Below are 584 nucleotides of genomic sequence, written 5' to 3'. Positions count from 1 at the left end.
ACCTTCTATTCAATCGACATGCTGCCAGAGGTCTGGCAGACCGTGAGCCTGTTCAATCCGGTGGTTTACCTGATCAGCGGTTTCCGTTGGGCGTTTTACGGCGTGTCTGACGTTCATATTGCCATCAGTGTGGGAATGACCCTCGTATTCCTCACGGCCTGCATGGTCGGCATCTGGTGGATTTTCAAGACCGGCTACCGGTTGCGCTCGTGACCTGCGCATCAAGCCCGGTTCGGGGGGCGGAAGTCTGGGCCCTCCTTGCAGCCAGCTTATTGCTCTACGGCTGCTCCTCGGGCATTGCAGCGCCTCAGGACGGCCTGCCGGTTGTCGAGGCCTGCTTTGTGTCTGCGTCGGGCGTGGTGCCAGTGCAACTCGAGATTGCCGGCACTTCCGAGCAACGCCAGAAAGGACTGATGGGCCGTACGTCCATGGCTCCCGATGCCGGGATGCTGTTTAAATACCGCGAGCCGAGATCAGCCAGCCACGGATTCTGGATGTACAAGACCCTGATTCCCCTCGACATCGCCTACCTGAACGAGGATGGCAAGATTGGCAGCATTCGCAAGATGGTGCCCTGCCCCTCG

General features: G+C 59.2%; 1 protein-coding gene and 1 pseudogene. Both read left to right on the top strand.

Annotated features, from left to right (window positions below):
- Positions 1 to 213: pseudogene (locus tag B2W52_RS00845) on the top strand (ABC transporter permease); the annotation flags it as partial.
- Positions 210 to 584, top strand: a 375-nt coding sequence (locus B2W52_RS00840) for a DUF192 domain-containing protein (RefSeq protein WP_286801004.1), incomplete at its 3' end; no start/stop codon positions are given. The pseudogene B2W52_RS00845 and the gene B2W52_RS00840, both read left to right, overlap by 4 nt.

The organism is Marinobacter sp. UBA2498, assembly GCF_002341575.1.
Classification (GTDB): Bacteria; Pseudomonadota; Gammaproteobacteria; order Pseudomonadales; family Oleiphilaceae; genus Marinobacter; species Marinobacter manganoxydans.
This window is presented reverse-complemented; position numbering and strand designations above follow the sequence as displayed.